Origin of the sequence: Amycolatopsis panacis, assembly GCF_003600245.1 — a bacterium.
Classification (GTDB): Bacteria; Actinomycetota; Actinomycetes; order Mycobacteriales; family Pseudonocardiaceae; genus Amycolatopsis; species Amycolatopsis sulphurea.
The window spans coordinates 19,681-36,048 of the sequence record NZ_QZFV01000065.1 but is presented as its reverse complement, the minus strand read 5'-3'; the positions used below and the strand labels follow the sequence as shown (position 1 = coordinate 36,048).

General features: G+C 69.7%; 18 protein-coding genes. 9 read left to right on the top strand and 9 right to left on the bottom strand.

Annotated features, from left to right (window positions below):
• Positions 1–40: 40 nt before the first annotated feature.
• Positions 41–325 carry an Lrp/AsnC family transcriptional regulator gene (locus tag D5S19_RS07190; protein ID WP_120022540.1) on the top strand — a complete coding sequence of 95 codons (285 nt, stop codon included), beginning with the start codon at positions 41–43 and terminating at the stop codon, positions 323–325.
• A gap of 62 nt (positions 326–387) precedes the next feature.
• Here the strand turns inward: D5S19_RS07190 and qcrB are convergent, their stop codons facing one another.
• From qcrB to ctaE, 4 genes are read right to left on the bottom strand one after another with little or no spacing between them, the layout of a single operon-like run.
• The gene (gene qcrB, locus D5S19_RS07185) at positions 388–2,043 is read right to left on the bottom strand and encodes a cytochrome bc1 complex cytochrome b subunit (RefSeq protein ID WP_120022539.1); all 1,656 of its coding nucleotides are present in this window, start codon (positions 2,041–2,043) and stop codon (positions 388–390) included.
• Positions 2,040–3,188: a cytochrome bc1 complex Rieske iron-sulfur subunit gene (gene qcrA / locus D5S19_RS07180; protein ID WP_120022538.1), complete on the bottom strand. Its 1,149-nt coding sequence runs from the start codon at positions 3,186–3,188 to the stop codon at positions 2,040–2,042. Before qcrA ends, qcrB begins: the two co-directional genes overlap by 4 nt.
• A complete protein-coding gene (gene qcrC / locus D5S19_RS07175) occupies positions 3,185–4,003 on the bottom strand; it encodes a cytochrome bc1 complex diheme cytochrome c subunit (RefSeq protein WP_120022537.1) in 819 nt (272 codons plus the stop codon). Before qcrC ends, qcrA begins: the two co-directional genes overlap by 4 nt.
• A 59-nt stretch (positions 4,004–4,062) precedes the next feature.
• Positions 4,063–4,689 carry an aa3-type cytochrome oxidase subunit III gene (gene ctaE, locus D5S19_RS07170; RefSeq protein WP_120022536.1) on the bottom strand — a complete coding sequence of 209 codons (627 nt, stop codon included), beginning with the start codon at positions 4,687–4,689 and terminating at the stop codon, positions 4,063–4,065.
• Positions 4,690–4,785: 96 nt separating this feature from the next.
• Here ctaE and D5S19_RS07165 point away from each other — a divergent pair, with 96 nt between their 5' ends.
• From D5S19_RS07165 to trpD, 3 genes are all read left to right on the top strand, one after another.
• A complete protein-coding gene (locus tag D5S19_RS07165; RefSeq protein ID WP_120022535.1) occupies positions 4,786–5,211 on the top strand; it encodes a ribonuclease E inhibitor RraB in 426 nt (141 codons plus the stop codon).
• A gap of 61 nt (positions 5,212–5,272) precedes the next feature.
• Positions 5,273–5,686, top strand: coding sequence for a response regulator (locus D5S19_RS07160; protein WP_120022534.1), 414 nt, complete (start codon positions 5,273–5,275; stop codon positions 5,684–5,686).
• Positions 5,687–5,692: 6 nt separating this feature from the next.
• Entirely contained in the window at positions 5,693–6,733 is a 1,041-nt protein-coding gene (trpD, locus tag D5S19_RS07155) for an anthranilate phosphoribosyltransferase (protein WP_120022533.1), read from the top strand.
• 134 nt (positions 6,734–6,867) lie between these two features.
• Here trpD and D5S19_RS07150 read toward each other — a convergent pair whose 3' ends face one another.
• Both D5S19_RS07150 and ctaC read right to left on the bottom strand, forming a co-directional pair.
• Entirely contained in the window at positions 6,868–7,290 is a 423-nt protein-coding gene (locus D5S19_RS07150; protein ID WP_098510606.1) for a cytochrome c oxidase subunit 4, read from the bottom strand.
• Positions 7,291–7,339: 49 nt separating this feature from the next.
• Positions 7,340–8,287, bottom strand: coding sequence for an aa3-type cytochrome oxidase subunit II (gene ctaC, locus D5S19_RS07145; protein WP_233573758.1), 948 nt, complete (start codon positions 8,285–8,287; stop codon positions 7,340–7,342).
• Between the two features lie 213 nt (positions 8,288–8,500).
• Here ctaC and asnB point away from each other — a divergent pair, with 213 nt between their 5' ends.
• The gene (gene asnB, locus D5S19_RS07140; RefSeq protein ID WP_120022532.1) at positions 8,501–10,435 is read left to right on the top strand and encodes an asparagine synthase (glutamine-hydrolyzing); all 1,935 of its coding nucleotides are present in this window, start codon (positions 8,501–8,503) and stop codon (positions 10,433–10,435) included.
• Between the two features lie 250 nt (positions 10,436–10,685).
• Here asnB and D5S19_RS07135 read toward each other — a convergent pair whose 3' ends face one another.
• Positions 10,686–11,675 carry a carbohydrate kinase family protein gene (locus tag D5S19_RS07135; RefSeq protein WP_120022531.1) on the bottom strand — a complete coding sequence of 330 codons (990 nt, stop codon included), beginning with the start codon at positions 11,673–11,675 and terminating at the stop codon, positions 10,686–10,688.
• A gap of 129 nt (positions 11,676–11,804) precedes the next feature.
• Here D5S19_RS07135 and D5S19_RS07130 point away from each other — a divergent pair, with 129 nt between their 5' ends.
• Positions 11,805–11,984 carry a hypothetical protein gene (locus D5S19_RS07130; RefSeq protein ID WP_120022530.1) on the top strand — a complete coding sequence of 60 codons (180 nt, stop codon included), beginning with the start codon at positions 11,805–11,807 and terminating at the stop codon, positions 11,982–11,984.
• Between the two features lie 107 nt (positions 11,985–12,091).
• On the opposite strand, the gene D5S19_RS07125 is transcribed toward D5S19_RS07130, so the two are convergent.
• Positions 12,092–12,469 (bottom strand): HesB/IscA family protein, encoded by a 378-nt coding sequence (locus D5S19_RS07125; RefSeq protein ID WP_098510611.1) that lies wholly within the window; start codon positions 12,467–12,469, stop codon positions 12,092–12,094.
• 144 nt (positions 12,470–12,613) lie between these two features.
• On the opposite strand from D5S19_RS07125, the gene D5S19_RS07120 reads away from it, so the two are divergent.
• Together D5S19_RS07120 and D5S19_RS07115 are read left to right on the top strand one after the other, a co-directional pair.
• Positions 12,614–13,273, top strand: a complete 660-nt coding sequence (locus D5S19_RS07120; protein WP_120022529.1) for a DUF3043 domain-containing protein — start codon at positions 12,614–12,616, stop codon at positions 13,271–13,273.
• A 45-nt stretch (positions 13,274–13,318) separates the two neighbouring features.
• Positions 13,319–14,308, top strand: a complete 990-nt coding sequence (locus D5S19_RS07115) for an aldo/keto reductase family protein (RefSeq protein WP_120022528.1) — start codon at positions 13,319–13,321, stop codon at positions 14,306–14,308.
• A gap of 9 nt (positions 14,309–14,317) precedes the next feature.
• Here D5S19_RS07115 and D5S19_RS07110 read toward each other — a convergent pair whose 3' ends face one another.
• Complete coding sequence (locus D5S19_RS07110; protein ID WP_199730385.1) at positions 14,318–15,019, bottom strand: 2-C-methyl-D-erythritol 4-phosphate cytidylyltransferase; 702 nt, start codon at positions 15,017–15,019, stop codon at positions 14,318–14,320.
• 62 nt (positions 15,020–15,081) lie between these two features.
• On the opposite strand from D5S19_RS07110, the gene cobT reads away from it, so the two are divergent.
• Entirely contained in the window at positions 15,082–16,155 is a 1,074-nt protein-coding gene (gene cobT / locus D5S19_RS07105) for a nicotinate-nucleotide--dimethylbenzimidazole phosphoribosyltransferase (RefSeq protein WP_120022526.1), read from the top strand.
• Positions 16,156–16,368: the final 213 nt, after the last annotated feature.

The following is a 16,368-nucleotide window of genomic DNA, read 5'->3' as shown; positions in this document are numbered from 1 at the left end:
TCGCGCACATCCGGTTACCGCCAGGAAGTGGAGGAACGCTGTGGTCACGGCGATCGTGCTGATCAACGTAGAGGCCGAGGGGATTCCGGAGGCCGCCCAGGCGATCGCGGACCTCGACGGCGTCGGGGAGGTCTACTCCTGCGCCGGCGACGTCGACCTGATCGCCACCGTCCGGGTGCCGGCGCACGAGGATCTCGCCGACCTCATCCCGGGCCGGATCGGCAAGGTCCCCGGGGTACTCGACACCGTCACGCACATCGCGTTCCGGTCCTACTCCCGGGCGGACACCGACTCGGCGTTCGAAATCGGCGTCGAAGGCGCCTGAAAAGCCGTGAAGGGAACCTTGACGGACGCGGAGTCCGTCAAGGTTCCCTTTCACAGACCTCGTCAGTGGCCGGAACCGACCTCGTGCGATCCGGAGATCTCCGCGGCACCGTCGCCGTTGCCGTGCCCGTTGCCCCGCGCACGCTCCAGCGCCGCGGTCTCCTCCGCCGGGTCCGGCGTCAGGACCGAGCCCGGGACGGCGTGCCCGGCGGTGCCCAGCTTGTTCATCTTCTTCGGCACCGGCGCGCCCTGGTACTCCAGCGGGATCGCGTGACCGTGGCTGTCCGTCCCGCCCAGCGGCTGGTGGATCTCGATGAACTCACCGTGCGGCAGGCGCTTGATGATGCCCGTCTCGACCCCGTGTTCCAGCACCTCGCGGTCGGCCCGCTGCAGGCCGAGGCAGATCCGGTAGGTCACGTAGTAGGCGATCGGCGGCACGATCAGCACCCCGATGCGCCCGGCCCAGGTGGTCGCGTTCAGCGAGATGTCGAACTGGTCGGCGATGATGTCGTTGAAGCCGGACAGCTCGATCACCGCGAAGAACCCGAGCGCCATCATGCCCAGCGCGGTGCGGACCGGTGCGTCCCGCGGCCGCTGCAACAGGTTGTGCCGCGCGGTGTCCTTGGACAGCTTGCGTTCCAGGAACGGATAGGCGAGTAACAACCCGATCAGTATCGGCATCCCGATGGCACCGGGGAAGAACACCGCGGGAATCGTGTAATTCCCGAGGTAGACCTCCCAGGCCGGCCATATTCGGAGCATGCCGTCGGCCCAGGCCATGTAGAAGTCCGGCTGGGATCCCGCGGACACCATGGACGCGTTGTACGGCCCGAAATTCCACACCGGGTTGATCTGGAACAACCCGGACATCAGCGCGATCACACCCACGACCAGGGTGAAGAACGCCCCGCCCTTGAGCGCGAAGTACGGCATGATGCGCACGCCGACGACGTTGGTCTCCTTGCGCCGCACCCCAGGGAACTGGGTGTGCTTCTGGTACCAGACCAGCGCCAGGTGCACCCCGACCAGCGCCAGCATGATGCCCGGCACCAGCAGAATGTGCAGGGTGTAGAGCCGCGGGATGATCTGATCCCCGGGGAACTCCCCGCCGAAGATCGCCCAGTGCAGCCAGGTGCCGATCACCGGCACCGACAGCACGATGCCCGACAGCGTCGCGCGGATACCGGTACCGGAGAGCAGGTCGTCCGGCAGCGAGTAGCCGAAGAAGCCCTCGAACATGCCCAGCACCAGCAGCAGCCCGCCGATGACCCAGTTCGCCTCACGCGGCTTGCGGAACGCGCCGGTGAAGAAGATCCGGAACATGTGGATCATCATCGAGGCGACGAAGATCAGCGCCGCCCAGTGGTGCACCTGGCGCACGAACAGGCCACCGCGGACGTCGAACGAGATGTCCAGGGTCGTCTTGAACGCCTGGGACATCTGCATGCCCTGCATGTTCTGGAAGCTGCCGTGATAGGTGACTTCCTGCATGGAGGGGTCGAAGAACAGCGTCAGGTACACGCCCGAGAGCAGGATGACGATGAAGCTGTAGAGCGCGATCTCGCCGAGCAGGAACGACCAGTGCGTCGGGAAGACCTTGTTGAACTGGTGACGCAGGCCCTTCGCGAGCTTGTAGCGCTGGTCCGCGTTGTCCGCGGCCAGGCCGAGGTGCTTCTGGAGGCCGCTCGTCCCTTTGGTCGGCGTGGTGAGTGAACTCATGACTTACGCTCCCAGAAGGCCGGGCCGATGGCCTCGATGAAGTCGCCCCGGGCGACCAGGAATCCCTCGTCGTCGACCGTGATCGGCAGCTGCGCCAGCGGGCGGGTGGCCGGGCCGAAGATCGGCTTGGCGTAGTGCAGCGCGTCGAACTGGGACTGGTGGCACGGGCACAGGATCCGGTTCGTGCGCTGCTCGTACAACGAGGTCGGGCAGCCCACGTGACTGCAGATCTTCGTGTACGCGTAGTAGTCGCCGAAGTTGAAGTCTTCCTGGCCTTTCCGCTTGACCACGCGCGCGGCGTCGGTCGGGCGCAGCCGGATGAGCATGACCGGGTTGTCCACCCGGGTCAGCGCGGCGGCCAGCGCTTCGTGGTCGCCCTTCTCCGAATTGCGGTACGGGAACACCGTCTCCATGGCGCCGGCGTCGAGGTCCTCAGCGCGCACCAGGGTGACGCCCTTCTCGACCTCCTCCTCCAGGTTGCCGGTGTTGCGCCGCATGTAGATCTTCTCGCCCGGGTACCTCGGCTGCCAGCCGGTGTGCCAGAGGCCGTTCTCGTTGTCGCTGTCCTTCCACGGGTCCTTGATGAAGGACGCGACGGGCAGCGCGGCCACCGCGAGGCCGAGCGCGCCGGCCCCGGCGCCTGCGGTCCGCTTGATCAGCGAGCGGCGGGCGATCGTGCTGCGGTCCCCGGCGTCGGACAGGTGTGCCACGATCGTCGCCCGGTCGACCTCGGCCGACGGGCCGTCGGTGCGCTGCTGCACTGTGGTCTCGCTGGGCACGAACTTCTTGGTATACATGATCACGCCAATGCCAAGGCAGAGCACGGCGAGGCCGAGCGAGACGCCCAGCGCCGGGGTGTAGAGGCTGTACACCGTGTGGCTGGGGTCGCTCGGGTCCTTGTACTCCCACCAGTGCGGCCACGCCATGACCACGACGAAGGCCAGCCCGAAGATCGCGGACAGCGCGAACCAGAGCGCCACCCGGCGCTCGGCCCGCTTCTCCGCGCGGGTGCCCTTCACCGGCCACGGTTGCGGGTAATCGACGATCTCCACGCCGTCCCGCTCGCCACCGAGCTTGAGCAGCTGGTCGCGGTCCATCTCCGCGAGTTCCGCCTCCGAGGGCGGCTCGGGCCCTTCGGCACTCATGCCTTCGATCCAATCCAGAGAGTGATGCCGACCAGCGCGGCGATTCCGACGACGAACGCGATCAGGCCCTCCGAGGCGGGACCGAGCCCACCGAGGCCGTTACCGCCCGGGTTGTTGTTGCCGTCGGACACCGACTTGACATAAGCGACGATATCCTTCTTCTCCTCCGGGTTCAGCTGCCGGTCGGAGAATTTCGGCATGTTCTGCGGCCCGGTGAGCATCGCGTCGTAGATCTGCTCCTCGGTGGCCGGGTCCAGGTTCGGCGCGTACTTGCCCGCTGACAGCGCGCCACCGCGGCCGGTGAAGTTGTGACACGAGGCGCAGTTGAGCCGGAACAGCTCGCCACCACGCGCCGGGTCGCTGCCGCGCAGCGCTTCGCCGCGTTCCACCGGCCGCTGCACCCCGCCGCCGTGCGCCTGCACGTAGGCGCCGACCGCGTCGATCTCGGCCGGGGTCAGCTTCGGCGGCTTCCGCGCGGCCTGGGCCTCCTGGCGGGCCGCGGGCATCCGGCCGGAGGAGGTCTGGAAGTACACCGCCGCGTCGCCGATGCCGATCAGGCTCGGACCGCGGTTCTGGACGCCTTCCAGGTTCGCGCCGTGGCATTCGATGCAGGTGTTGTTGTAGACCTGCTCGCCCTGGCGCAGGAGGGCCGGGTCGCCCTGCGCCTGCGCAGTCTGTGGTTCCGGGGTCAGCACGGCGTACAGCGCGCCGGCGCCCACCAGTGCGACACCGAGCGCGAGCACCCCGGCGAGACGCCGGCGCAGCTTCGAGCGCGCACGGAAGCGGCGCTGTGGGGACTTGGTACTGGTGGTCATCTTGCGGCAACCCTTGCTGTCAGTTCAGGCCGATGGTGCGGGTGGGGACGGCGCGAGGATCAGGGGAGGATGTAGATCACCGCGAAGAGGCCGACCCACACGATGTCGACGAAGTGCCAGTAGTAGGACACGACGATCGCGGAAGTGGCCTGCGCGGGCGTGAACTTGCTGAGCTTGGTCCGGATCAGCAGGAACACGAACGCGATGAGCCCGCCGATGACGTGCAGGCCGTGGAACCCGGTGGCAAGGTAGAACACCGTGCCGAACGGCCCGGACGGGATGGTCAGGCCCTCGTCGACCAGGTTGACGTACTCGTTCGCCTGCCCGAACACGAACACCGCGCCCATGATCAGCGTGATGACATACCAGCGCCGCAGGCCGTAGACGTCCCCACGCTCGGCGGCGAACACGCCGAGCTGGCAGGTCAGCGACGAGAGCACGAGAATCACCGTGAACGGGATCGCGTACGGGATGTTGAGGTGGAATGGCTCGCCGTGCAACGGCGGCGGCCACGAGGCCCCGGCCGGGTTCTGCGCCTTGACGGTGAAGAACATGGCGAACAGTCCGGCGAAGAACATCAGTTCGCTGGACAGCCACACGACGGTGCCGACACTGACCATGTTCGGCCGGTTCAGCGAGTGGACCCGCTGGCTGATGGTGGGAGCTGCCGTTGTCACGGATCGCATTATGTCCTCCCCCGACCGCACCCCGCCTGCCGGGTCCGCGGCGGGTCGTGGGAGCTTCGCGTCACACCCGTACCAGATGGAGGGAACCGGCTACTCGTGAGTTGGCTGCGGAGGCTGCGTGACCTGGCCGGAAAGCGGGAAACCGCCGGTCTGACGCCCGACACGCCCGGGTTGCGGATCGTGGCGCGGGCCTTCGATCCGGCGGTGGCCGACTCGGCGGTGCTCGGCGCCGCTTCCGGCTGGACCGCCGACGCGCCCGCGGTGCTGACGCACCACCTCAGCCTGCCCGCCGGGCGGCTCGCCGAGGCCGCCGCGATCCTCGCCCAGGACGGCTACGAGCTGCGGGAACAGCAGCCGGACGGGGACCGGGTACTGGCCCACGCGGTGCGCGTGCAGGTGCTCGACGCGCTGCACTGCGCGCAGGAGCGCGCCAGGATGGCGGGGCTCGCCCAGCGGCTCGGCGGTGACGCGCTGGGCTGGGACGCCCGGCAACCGGGTGACTCGCCCACCACGTCCGCGTGAGATGTGTCGCGGCCGATACGATCGCGGGCGTTCCACGCGTGACGAGACGGAGGCGGGCTCAATGACCGAGCAGTCCCAGCGGATCCTGGTGTTCAGCCACAAGGCCGGGGTGCGGGAGGCGATCATCAACGCCGTCGGGCGCAGGCCGGCGGCCGATCTGAGCCGGGTCGAGTACGTGGAGGCCGAGGGCGTCGCGGACGTGCTCGCGGAGGTCGACGCCGGTGCGGTGGATCTGGCGATCCTGGACGGCGAGGCCCAGCCGACCGGCGGGATCGGGCTGACCCGCCAGCTCAAGCACGAGATCGCGGACTGCCCGCCGATCGTGGTCACGATCCGCCGCCACGACGACCGCTGGCTGGCCACCTGGTCGCAGGCCGACGCCGTGCTGGAGCACCCGCTCGATCCGCTGACCGCGGCGGAGACCGTGGCCGGCGTCCTGCGCGCCCGGCGGGTCCCCGCCGTCAACGGCGGCTGAGCCGCGATGGGCACCACCGCACCCGGGCACACCTGGCCCGCCCTGCTCACCCGGCTGATCGACCGCGCGGACCTGACCGCCGGGGACACCTCCTGGGCGATGGACCAGATCATGTCCGGCGCGGCCACCCAGGCGCAGATCGGCGGGTTCGCGGTCGCGCTGCGGGCCAAGGGCGAGACCACGGAGGAGATCTCCGGGATGGCCGAGGCGATGCTCGCGCACGCCCGCCGGATCGAGCTGAGCCGCCCGGCGGTGGACATCGTCGGCACCGGCGGGGACCGCTCGAACTCGGTGAACATATCCACGATGGCGACGATCGTCACAGCCGCGGCCGGCGCGCCGGTGGCCAAGCACGGCAACCGCAGCGCCTCGTCGAAGTCCGGGGCCGCGGACGTGCTGGAGTCCCTCGGCGTGCGGATCGATCTGCCGCCGGAGGCCGTGCAGCGGTCGCTGGCCGAACTCGGCATCGGGTTCTGCTTCGCGCCGGTCTTCCACCCGGCCTTCCGGCACATCGGCCCGTCACGGCGGGAGCTGGGCGTGCCGACCACGTTCAACCTGCTCGGCCCGCTGACCAACCCGGCGCAGCCGGACAGCGCGCTGATCGGCTGCGCCTACGCGGACAAGACGCGGGCGCTGGCCGAGGTGTTCGCCCGCCGTGGCGCGTCCGTGCTGGTGGCCCGCGGCGACGACGGTCTCGACGAGTTCACCACCACCACGACCACGTCGGTGTGGGTGGTCTCGGGCGGCACGGCGACGCCGCAGTCGTTCGATCCGGCCTCCCTGGGCATCCCGCGCGCCACCGCGGAGGATCTGCGTGGCGGCGACGCGGTGGCCAACGCCGCGGTGATCCGCGAGCTGGTCGGCGGGAAAACCGGCCCGGTACGCGACGCCGTGGTGCTGAACGCGGCCGCTGCCCTCGCCGCGTTCACCGGCTTGACCGGCTCGCTGGAGGACGATCTGGCCGCCGGGCTGGACCGAGCCCGGCGGGCGATCGACAGCGGCGCCGCGGCCGCCCTGCTGGACCGCTGGATCGCGTTCGGCCACTGACCCCCTAGAAAGGCTGTGAAGGGACCCTTCACGGACTCAGAGTCCGTGAAGGGTCCCTTCACAGCCCCCACAGGCCGGACACGAAAAAGCCGCCCCTCCGGCGGACCGGGGGGCGGCTTTTCGTTCGGCTGTGGTCAGTCGTGACTGGGTGCGGTGTGGTACTCGAACACCAGGCCGCCGATGGTGATGAGCAGCGCCACCACGGCGAGCACGAGCAACCAGACGTGGAAGAACGCCAGCGCGACGCCGCCCAGCGCGGCCGAGGCGGCCAGGCCGACCGGCCAGTAGCTGCCGGGGCTGAAGAAGCCCAGCTCGCCCGCGCCGTCGCTGATCTCGGCGTCCTCGCGGTCCTCCGGGCGCGGCTCGATCCGGCGCGCCACGAACTGCAGGTAGCTGCCCGCGAGGAAGGCGAGCCCACCGGTCAGCAGCAGGGCGACGATCCCGACCGGCTCGGCCTTCTTGTCGTTCGCGAAGAGGTCCGTCATCACCCAGTAGATGCCGGACATGACGACGGCGAACACCGCCACCAGGTAGAAAATCCGGGCTTCGACCTTCATGGGACTTTCTCCCCTACTCCTTCGGTTCTCCGGAACCGGCCGGGTGGACTCAGTTGGACGCGGTGCGCGCGGTGCGGTCGGTGTTGAACGGCTTGGTGGTGACCGCGTACGGGCTGCACAGCTCGCCGCAGTTCATCGCCGTCAGCGCCTCGGACGCGGTGTTCAGGCGTCCGGTCTTCGGGTTGGTCTGCGTACGCAGCTTCAGGTACTGGTCGTACTTGTCCGGGGACAGCGCCCGCACCTCGAAGTTCATCACCGAGTGGTAGGTGCCGCACAGCTCCGCGCACCGGCCGACGAAGGACCCTTCGCGGTCGATGGTGTTCTGGAAGGAGTTGTCCTGGTTGTTCTTCTCCGGGTCCGGCATCACGTCGCGCTTGAAGTGGAACTCCGGGACCCAGAACGAGTGGATCACGTCGGTGGAGCGCAGCCGGTACTCGATCGTCTTGCTCGTCGGCAGCACGAGCAGCGGGATCTCGCCGGAGGAACCGATGGTGCTGACCTGGCCGCCGTCCGGAAGCTTGGCGTTCGCGTCGTCGTACTTGAACTCCCAGTTCCACTGGAAGGCCACCACGTCCACCGTGACGTCCGGGTTCGGCTTCTTGTCCAGCACGTGGTTCTCGGTGGTCGCGGTGAAGAAGAACAGCACGCACACCATGATCGTCGGCACGACGACGGTGAACAGCTCCAGCGGGATGTTGTACTGGAACTGCCGGGGCAGGTCCTCGGGTCCCTCGACGGCGGCGTTCTTCTTCTTGCGGTGGAAGATGGCGGTCCAGAAGATCAGGCCCCACACGATGACACCGACGACCAGGGCGGCGATGACCGTCCACGTCCAGAGGTTGCGCATCTCGTCGGCCTGCGGGGTCACCCCGACCGGCCAGCCGAAGCGGAGGACCTCGTCCCCGGAGCAGCCCGTCGCGGTCAGCGCGACGAGCGCGACCAGCACGGACATCCGCCCGGCCCGCTTGACCACCGGGGTGCGCTCTGGCTTTCCCACTGCGCCCTGCCCTTTCACCCAACCGGCCCCCGGACTGCAGGAGCCGCCTCCACCGTTCTTCGTGACACGCGGAGCCTAGCCGAGTTGGCGGTTCCCGCCGACCAAGGGGTGACCAGTTGCGCCACGCGTCACCCGCTGCCCGGGTACCCGCCGCGTACGCGGCATACTGGGCCCTTCCCCGGACCGGCCCGACCCTGAGGTGTGTGAGTACACGTGTGCGGCCTGCTTGGACTGATCTGCGCCACCGCAAGCGACGCGGCGAAGGCCCGCTCCGCCGTCGGCACGGCTATGCGCTGCCAGCGCCACCGCGGGCCGGACGAGCAGGACACCTGGGCCGACGCCGAAGTCGTGTACGGCTTCAACCGGCTGGCCTTCATCGACGTGGACCACGCGCATCAGCCGCTGGTGTGGGGCCCGCCCGAGACGCCCAACCGGTACACGCTCAACTTCAACGGCGAGATCTACAACTACCGCGAGCTGCGTGACGAGCTGTCCACGGAGTTCGGCGCGAAGTTCTCCACCGAGGGCGACGGCGAGGCGATCGTCGCGGCCTACCACTACCTCGGCGCGGACGCGGTCAAGAAGCTGCGCGGCATGTTCGCCTTCATGATCTGGGACTCCGTGGACAAGGTCGTCTTCGGCGCGCGGGACCCGTTCGGCATCAAGCCGCTGTACTACTCCGCCGGCCCGCAGGGGGTGGCCTTCTCCAGTGAGAAGAAGAGCCTGCTCCAGTTGTCCGACGAACTCGGCGTCGCGCAGGAGCTGGACCGCACCGCGCTGCAGCACTACCTCGTGCTGCAGTACGTGCCGGAGCCGGAGTCGCTGCACACCGCGATCCGCCGGGTCGAGTCGGGCACGTCGTTCCGCGTGGCGCCGGGCGGCCAGGTCGAGTTCACCCGGTACTTCAACCCGCGCTTCGCCGCGAAGCCGGTGCACGGCGAGCGCGAGGCCGAGCAGCTGTACGAACGCATCGCCGATGTGATGCGCGACTCGGTCGGCAAGCACATGATCTCCGACCCGGACGTCACGGTCGGCGCGTTCCTTTCCGGCGGCATCGATTCCACCGCCACCGCGACGCTGGCGAAAGAGCACAACCCGAACCTGATCGCGTTCACCACCGGATTCGAGCGCGAGGGCTACTCCGAGGTCGACGTGGCCGCCGAGTCCGCCGCGGCGATCGGCGTGAAGCACGTGGTCCGCACGGTGTCCGCGGACGAGATGATGGAGGCGCTGCCGCTCATCGTCTGGTACCTCGACGACCCGGTGGCCGACCCGGCGCTGGTACCGCTGTGGTTCATCGCGCGCGAAGCACGTAAGCACGTGAAGGCGGTGCTGTCCGGCGAAGGCGCCGACGAGCTCTTCGGCGGGTACACGATCTACAACGAGCCGATCTCGCTGGCGCCGTTCGAGAAGGTGCCCGGTGGCGTACGCAAGCTGCTGGGCAAGGTGTCCACGAAGATCCCGGAAGGCACCCGTGGCAAGGACCTGCTCCGCCGTGGCGCGCTGACGCTGGAAGATCGCTACTACGGCAACGCGCGCAACTTCCGCGACGAGCAGCTGCGCGCAGTGCTGCGTACGTACCAGGAAGGTGTCGGCTTCAAGGACGTCACGGCGCCTTGGTACGACATCTCGCGCGGCTGGGACCCGGTGGCCCGGATGCAGCACGTGGACCTCTACACCTGGCTTCGCGGCGACATCCTCGTGAAAGCGGACAAGGTCACCATGGCCAACTCGCTGGAGCTGCGCGTGCCGTTCCTGGACGCCGAGGTGTTCAAGGTCGCTGCGAGCATCCCGCTGGACCAGAAGCTCGCGCACGGCACCACGAAGTACGCGCTGCGGCAGGCGCTGACCAAGATCATCCCGCCGCACGTGCTGAACCGGCGCAAACTGGGCTTCCCGGTGCCGATCCGGCTGTGGCTGCGCAACGAGATGTACGACTGGGCACGCGGCATCATCAACGATTCGAAGACCGACGAGCTGCTGGACAAGAACGCCGTGTTGCACCTGCTGGAGGAGCACAAGGCGGGCCAGCTCGACCGCAGCCGCCAGATCTGGGCGCTGCTGGTGTTCATGCTGTGGCACGGCATCTTCGTCGAGCACCGCATCAAGCCGGAGATCCCGGAGCCGGTCTACCCGGTCAAGCTCTGACCAAAGCCGTGAAGGCCACCTTCACGGACGCTGAGGCCAGGGTTCCGGCAAAGTCGGTGTAGAGGTCCGTGAAGGGACCCTTCACGGACTCTGAGTCTGTGAAGGGTCCCTTCACAGACCCGAAACCGGTCCGGCGCACGCCACGAGGTGGTCGCACACACCTCCGCATCGCCCACTGCCGGGTCCCCGACCAACTTTGCCGACACCCTGGACGCTGGGGCTGTGAAGGGACCCTTCACAGCAGGCAGAATCAGGCGGGCAGGACGGGCGCGATCTCGTCGGCCGAGGACGGTCCGAAGGCCTCGCTCAGCCGCTTCAGCGCGTCCGCGCGGTCGAAGGTCCACTCCTGGGTGCCGACCGTCTCCAGCACGAGCACCGCGATCAGCGAACCGAGCTGGGCGGCCCGTTCCAGGCCGAGACCGCCGTCGAGCGCGGCGAGGAATCCGGCGCGGAACCCGTCCCCGACCCCGGTCGGGTCGGCCTTGGTGCGCTCCGGGACCGCGCCGATCTGCAGCGCGAGACCGTCCCGGCCGATGATCTCCACGCCCTTCTCGCCGAGCGTGGTGATCCGCATGCCGACGCGCTCGAGCACGTCCGCCTCGGTCCAGCCGGACTTCTGCAGCAGCAGTTCCCATTCGTAGTCGTTGCTGAACAGGTACTTCGCGCCCGCGACGAACTCCCGCACCTGCGCGCCGTCCATCCGGGCGAGCTGCTGCGACGGATCGACCGCGAACGGGTACCCGCGCTGCCGGCACTCCTGCGCGTGCCGGACCATGCCCTCGGGGTCGTCCGGCCCGATCAGCACCAGGCTCAGCGCACCGGCGCGATCGGCGATCGGCTTGAGCTCGATGTTGCGGGACTCCGACATCGCACCGGCGTAGAAGGTGGCGATCTGGCAGAGGTCCTCGTCGGTGGTGCAGACGAACCGCGCGGTGTGCGCGACCTCGGAGACCAGCACCCCGCCGGTGTCCACGTCGTGCCGCTCCAGCCAGGAGGCGTAGTCGGCCCAGTCCGCGCCCACCGCGCCGACCAGCACCGGGCGCACGCCGAGCACGCCCAGCCCGAACGCGATGTTGGCGCCGATCCCGCCGCGGCGCACGACCAGGTCGTCGGCGAGGAAGCTCAGCGACACCCGGTGCAACTGCTCGGCCACGAGCTGCTCGGCGAACCTCCCCGGGAAATGCATCAGATGGTCCGTCGCGATACTGCCGGACACGGCGATCCTGGGCTTGTCTGCCACCGGTTCTCCTCAGAACTGTCGGGTACGCCTGGCACGGGCGTGCCCCTTCCGGGTGGTTCCCACGCCCCTGAAAACACTACCGGCTGGTACCGGTGTTGCCCTCGACGCGAGCTCAATAACGTGCCTGGAGTGCACCTGAGGACCGAACCCGAAACGCTCGGCGAGCTGATCGCCGACTGCGCCGACATCCCGCCCGCCCTGCACGCCCCGGCCTGCCGCGAGGCCCGGCTGCCCGCGCCGCGGCCCCGCCCGTGGACCGTGGACGAGGCCTGCCACGCCCAGGTCGCGGACCTCGACGCCTACGTCTGATCCCCCGGGGCGGCCGGCTTGACGCCCTGTCCCCGCGTCCCGAACACCTGCAAACGCGCGAAGGCTGTCCACCGGGTTCGGTGGACAGCCTTCGCGGGTATCCCGGCTCAGTGGAAGCTGTCGCCGCAGGCGCACGACCCCGTGGCGGTCGGGTTGTCGATCGTGAAGCCCTGCTTCTCGATCGAGTCCACGAAGTCGATCACCGCTTCGCTCACGTACGGGGCGCTGGCCCGGTCGACGGCCACACGCAGGCCGTCGAACTCGCGGAACAGGTCGCCGTCGAGCGTGCGCTCGTCGAAGAACAGCTGGTAGCGCAGGCCCGCGCAGCCACCGGGCTGCACGCCGATGCGCAGGTGCATGTCGTCGCGGCCCTCCTGCTCGAGCAGGGCCTTCGCCTTGGCGGCGGCGGCGTCGGTCAAGGTCACGCCGTGGGTCTCCTCGGCGGTCTCGGCCTGCGTCGCGCCGGTCTGCTCAGCGGTCGTCATGGCACTCCCTCTAGGTAGAACTCGCTGCGGGTGCTTCTCATCCATTACGGACAACACGAACAGCACCCGATCTGTTCCCGGCCCATCGTCGCATATGCCGCGACCTGGTGACCAACGCCGTGACGTCTGCAATATCCTGGACCGGTGAGGTTCCTGCGCCGAAAGTCCGAAGACCCCGCCGCCGACGAGTCCGCGGCCGAGTCCGCCGCGGCCGAATCCGGTCCGACCGCCAAGGCGTACACGCCGGCCAAGGGGCGGGCCACCCCGTCCAGGCGGGAGGCCGAGGGGCGCAAGCGCGGTCCGGTCGCGGCACCGCCCACCACCATGCGTGAGGCGATGAAGCGCAACAAGGAACTGCGCAAGGCCAACCCGGTGACCAAGGAGGAACGCCGGGCGGCCGCCAAGGAGCGGCGGGACCGGATGATGTCCGGCGACGAGAAGTACCTGCCCCCGCGCGACCGCGGGCCGGTCAAGGCCTACGCGCGCGATCTGGTGGACTCCCGGCGCAACATCCTGGGCCTGTTCATGCCGCTGGCCATCCTGGTGTTCGTCGCGCTGCTGATCCCGGTGCCCGCGGCGCAGCAGTACATCACCCTGGTCTGCATGGCGATGCTGGTGGTCATGGCGGTCGAGGGCTACCTCAACGGCCGCCGGATCGGCAAGCTGGCGCGGGAGCGCTTCCCGAAGGAGCCGCCCGCCGCGACCCGGGGCCTGGGCTGGTACTCCTTCGTCCGGGCGAGCCAGATCCGCAAGCTGCGGGTGCCCAAGCCGCGGCTGCGGGCCGGCGACCCGATCCCCGGCTGACCCAGTCGTCGGCAACGCGAACGACCGGCACCTAGGCTGGGTGCCATGGAGTTTCGACGGCTCGGCCGCAGCGGCCTGAACATCAGCGAGATCGCCTACGGCAACTGGCTCACGCATGGTTCCCAGGTCGAGGAGGACCAGGCGCAGGCGTGTATCAAGGCGGCGCTGGACGCCGGGGTGACCAGCTTCGACACCGCCGACGTCTACGCCAACACCGTGGCCGAGTCGGTGCTCGGGCGCGGGTTGCGGGGGCAGCGCCGGGAGAGCCTGGAGATCTTCACCAAGGTCTTCTGGCCGACCGGCCCGAAGGGACCGAACGACCGGGGCCTGTCCCGCAAGCACATCATGGAGTCCGCGCACGCCTCACTGCGCCGGCTCGGCACCGACTACGTCGACCTGTACCAGGCGCACCGGTTCGACCGGACGGTGCCGCTGGAAGAGACCATGCAGGCGTTCGCCGATCTGGTGCGCCAGGGCAAGGCCCTCTACATCGGTGTCTCCGAGTGGACCGCGGACCAGATCACCCGCGGTGCGGCGCTGGCCAGGGAGCTGAAGATCCCGTTCGTGTCCAACCAGCCGGAGTACTCGATGCTGTGGCGGGTGATCGAATCGCAGGTGGTGCCCGCGTCGGAGCGCGAAGGGCTGAGCCAGATCGTGTTCTCGCCGGTGGCGCAGGGCGTGCTCACCGGCAAGTATCGGCCCGGCCAGCCGCTGCCCGCCGGATCGCGAGCCACCGACGAGAGCGGCGGCGCCGGCGCGGTCAAGCACCTGCTGAGCGAGAAAACCCTTACCGCGGTGGCGAAACTGGCTCCGCTGGCGGCCGACGCCGGGCTGTCCATGGCGCAGCTGGCGGTGGCGTGGGTGCTGCAGAACCCGAACGTCGCCGCGGCGATCATCGGCGCCTCCCGGCCGGAGCAGGTGCACGAGAACGTCAAGGCGGCCGGGGTGAAGCTCGAACCCGGGCTGCTGACCGCGATCGACGAGGCGCTGGCCGGCCTGGTGATCACCGATCCCGGGCTGACCCGGACCGTGTGACTCTTGTGGTCAGCGTCGCAGCAGCCGCTCGGCGACCGCGAGGTCGTACGGGTAGGTGATCTTGAGGTTCTCCGCGCTGCCAGGCACCCATTGCACCGGCAGCGCCGAGAACCGCTCCATGCAGGAAGCCGTGTCGGTGCCGAGAAACGCTTCTGCCTCAGCCTGTTCGTACGCCGCGAGCAACGGCCGCGCACGGAAGCCCTGCGGGGTCTGCACCCGGATCGCGCCGGGCAGCGGGGCGCCGACGGTATCCGGTCCGGCCATCGAGACCACGTCATCGGCGGCGAGACCCGGCACCGCTCCCCCGTGCTCCCGGGTCCGGTCCAGCACCGCGCCGATCAGCTCCGGCGTGACCAGCGGGCGGGCCGCGTCGTGCAGCAGCACCGCGTCCACGGTCCCGTCCTCGATTCGCGGCGCGAGGTGGCGCAACGCGTTCAGCTCGGAGGCCTGCCGGGCCGGCCCGCCGGGCACGATATCCACCCGGCCCGGGTGCGCGGCCAGCACTTCCTCGGCCAATTCCCGGTCCTGCGGCCGGATCACCAGCACCAGCACACCGATCCCGGGCACCGCGGCGAAGGCCGCGAGCGACCACGCGGCCACCCGCCGTCCCGCCACCGGCAGGTAGACCTTGTTCAGCGCGGCACCCACCCGGGTACCCGCGCCACTGGCCAGCACGACCCCGGCCGCCGTCGTTTCACGCACGGCGCTCAACCTACCGTCCGGCCTGGCGGTAGGTTGAGCGCCGGGAGCCCCTGGCGAGAGGAAGACCTGGCGTGGACGCGGAGACCGGCATCGAGTTCGGCGAGATCGAGCCACCCAGCGACCAGGCCCGCTCGGCCGCCATCGCGTTGCACGGCAAGCTGGTGAAACCGGCCGGTTCGCTGGGCAGGCTGGAGGAGCTGGGCGTATGGATCGCGGCCTGCCAGGGCCAGGCCCCGCCGCGGCCGTTCACCCGGCCCCGGGTGGTGGTGTTCGCCGGGGACCACGGCATCGCCGCCAAGGGCGTGTCCGCCTATCCACGCGAGGTCACCTCCCAGCTGGTGGCCACCATGCTCACCGGCGGCGCCGCGATCAACGTGCTCGCCGCCGCGGCGGGCGCCGGGGTGCGCGTGGTGGACATGGCCGTGGACACCGAGGAATCCGCGATGCGCTCCATCGGCGAGTTCAAGGTGCGCCGGGGCTCGGGCTCGATCGACGTGGAAGACGCCCTGACCGACGCGGAGGTCCGCGCCGCGGTGCTCGCGGGCCGGAAGATCGCCGATGCCGAGGTGGACGGCGGCGCCGATCTGCTCATCGCCGGTGACCTCGGAATCGGCAACAGCACCCCGGCCTCGGTCCTGGTCGCCGCGCTGACCGGCACCGAGCCGGTGGCCGTGGTCGGCCGTGGCTCGGGCATCGACGACAACACCTGGATGCGCAAGGCCGCCGCGGTCCGCGACGCGCTCCGCCGGGCCCGCGTCGTCCAGGCCGATCCGCTGGCCCTGCTGCGGACCTCCGGCGGCGCGGACATCGCTGCGATGGCGGGGTTTTTGGCGCAGGCCGCGGTGCGCCGCACCCCGGTCGTGCTGGACGGGCTGGTCGTGTGCGCGGCCGCGCTGCTGGCCGAGGAGCTGGCCCCCGGCGCACGCCGGTGGTGGATGGCCGGTCAGCTGACCGGCGAGCCCGCGCACGCGCTGGCCCTGGAACACCTGGACCTCGGCGGCATGCTCGACCTGGACGTCCGGCTCGGCGAGGGCACCGGCGCGGTCACCGCGCTGCCCCTGCTGATGATGGCCGCCCGGATCCTGGCGGAGATGACCACGCACGAGCAGTCCGGCGTGGCCGGCCCCCTCACCCCGCTGCTCTGACGCCCGCTCGCTCCGGAAAAGCTGTGAAGGGTCCCTTCACGGACGCAGAGTCCGTGAAGGGACCCTTCACAGACCTCGGAAAGCCGGGCAGCCCGGCCCCGGTCGGCGGGCCGGTCGCAAGGCTGCCCCCGGGCTGGCGGCCGCGCCCTCGCCGCAGGGTCCGGTGGACTGGTCTCCGCCGCCCAGGGTGAAGGGCTGTGAGGGGCACCTTCA

Excerpts from the sequence above, each read along its gene's own strand:
- qcrB (WP_120022539.1), bottom strand. The coding sequence starts at position 2,043 with ATGAGTTCACTCACCACGCCGACCAAAGGGACGAGCGGCCTCCAGAAG.
- qcrA (WP_120022538.1), bottom strand. The coding sequence starts at position 3,188 with ATGAGTGCCGAAGGGCCCGAGCCGCCCTCGGAGGCGGAACTCGCGGAG.
- qcrC (WP_120022537.1), bottom strand. The coding sequence starts at position 4,003 with ATGACCACCAGTACCAAGTCCCCACAGCGCCGCTTCCGTGCGCGCTCG.
- ctaE (WP_120022536.1), bottom strand. The coding sequence starts at position 4,689 with ATGCGATCCGTGACAACGGCAGCTCCCACCATCAGCCAGCGGGTCCAC.
- D5S19_RS07160 (WP_120022534.1), top strand. The coding sequence starts at position 5,273 with ATGACCGAGCAGTCCCAGCGGATCCTGGTGTTCAGCCACAAGGCCGGG.
- trpD (WP_120022533.1), top strand. The coding sequence starts at position 5,693 with ATGGGCACCACCGCACCCGGGCACACCTGGCCCGCCCTGCTCACCCGG.
- D5S19_RS07150 (WP_098510606.1), bottom strand. The coding sequence starts at position 7,290 with ATGAAGGTCGAAGCCCGGATTTTCTACCTGGTGGCGGTGTTCGCCGTC.
- D5S19_RS07125 (WP_098510611.1), bottom strand. The coding sequence starts at position 12,469 with ATGACGACCGCTGAGCAGACCGGCGCGACGCAGGCCGAGACCGCCGAG.
- D5S19_RS07115 (WP_120022528.1), top strand. The coding sequence starts at position 13,319 with ATGGAGTTTCGACGGCTCGGCCGCAGCGGCCTGAACATCAGCGAGATC.